Below are 1480 nucleotides of genomic sequence, written 5' to 3'. Positions count from 1 at the left end.
CCCCGCCGTGCTCAGCGGCGGGCTTCCCGCGTCGTCTCGCGGGCGCTGGCCTTCTGCACCCGGGCCTTCTCGCCGCTGTGACTGGCGATGAGCGCGCCGAGATGCTGCTGGTCGAGCCCGCGGGCGGGCGCGGCGACCGCGGCGGCCGGACGCTCGGCCTCGCGCGGCGCGATCGAGCCGGTCGTGGTCGGCTCGGGGATGGCGGTCGCGCGGGCGACCGCCGTCGGCTGCTCGCGCTGGACGCGCAGGGCCCAGTGGGCGGCGGTGGAGAGGGCGGCGATCGCCAGGATCGCCTTGATCCCGCCGGTGAGGAGGCGTCGCATGGTCGTCAGGCCCGAAGAAACGCGGTGGCACGCGGCCGGTTCCCCGGCCCACCTTTATCCTTACCGGGCGACGTGAACGAAGCGACAAGGGCCGGTCCGGCACCTGTCCCGGAACGGGTCAGGCCAGGCGGACGGCCTGGGAAATCTTGTGGGCCATGCGCCGGATCCGCGGTTCCTGTTCCCCGCGCCTCCGACACCCCTGCAGCCGCCCGGCCCACTGGGTCTCACGGGAGCGGCCCAGAGAACTGGTCCGGACCGCCCCGTCACTGCCGACCCCGCTACCATGCCGGCCCGAGCGGGCTCGCGAAACCTTCAGGCGCATCGGCCACGGGGACCGCCGATGTAGAGGGCGGGCGGGCGCCAAGCAACCGCGGCGATCCGTCCTCCCGCCCGCCTGCGCCGCATGGACCCGCTTGGCGATCGCGCGGCACCGCGGCGGGGCGCCGTCTCACCGCGTCAGCGCGTAGATGTTCACCTCGAGCTTGTCGTCGGCGCCGTCCGCGAGGTCGGTGACGTATTCCTCGACGAAGCGGTCCTGGACCATGATGTCCTTGGCGTCGAGGTAGGCGGTCAGCGTCTCGTAGGTGCCGTCGATGCTCTCGTAGGAGCCCTTGTGCGAGAAGCGCAGGGCCTTGCCGGAGGGCGTGGTGCCGAAGCGCAGCTCGCCGTCCGGGGCCCGCTCAGGCGCCTGGGCGACCGGGATCATCGCCTCGTACTGGAAGCCGTCGTCGTCGGTGCGGGTGAAGACCGCGATCGGCCGGCCGGCCGGGGCGATGCCGGCCTTGGCGAGGTCGGCCTCGATCCGGGCGAAGCTCTGGCGCAGGCTCTGGGGCGCTTCCTCCCACTTCGCCTTGCCGGCGAGGATCGCGGCGGGCTTGGCCGGCAGCGAGACCTCGTCGACGTCGCTCGCGTCGCCGGGCGTCTCGACCAGCGTCGGGCGCGCGGAGGCCGCGTTCGGCCGCGTGTCCGCGGGCGGCACGGCCGGGGGCGTCAGCGCCTTCTCGGGCTGCGGCGCGGCGGAGCGCTCCGGGTCCTGGGGCGGGTTCGGCGCCGTGGTGGTCGGCAGCGGGTTCGTCTGCGCCGGGGACGGCGCGGTCGAGGGCGGCGGCGGGGGCTGCTGCTGCGCGAGCGCCGGCTGGGCGAGGACGAGGGCGGCG

Annotated in this window: 2 protein-coding genes; both read right to left on the bottom strand. The window is 75.1% G+C overall.

Annotated elements, in window-relative coordinates:
• Positions 1-11 precede the first annotated feature (11 nt).
• A complete protein-coding gene (locus AX737_RS25710) occupies positions 12-323 on the bottom strand; it encodes a hypothetical protein (RefSeq protein WP_066926397.1) in 312 nt (103 codons plus the stop codon).
• Positions 324-771: 448 nt separating this feature from the next.
• The coding region (locus tag AX737_RS25705) for a GyrI-like domain-containing protein (protein WP_066926394.1) at positions 772-1480 on the bottom strand (709 nt) is incomplete at its 5' end.

The sequence above is a fragment of the Methylobacterium sp. CCH5-D2 genome (genome assembly GCF_001556475.1).
In the GTDB taxonomy this organism is placed as follows: Bacteria; Pseudomonadota; Alphaproteobacteria; order Rhizobiales; family Beijerinckiaceae; genus Methylobacterium; species Methylobacterium hispanicum.
The sequence above is the reverse complement of the archived record's forward strand: the minus strand, read 5'-3'. Positions and strand labels throughout refer to the sequence as shown.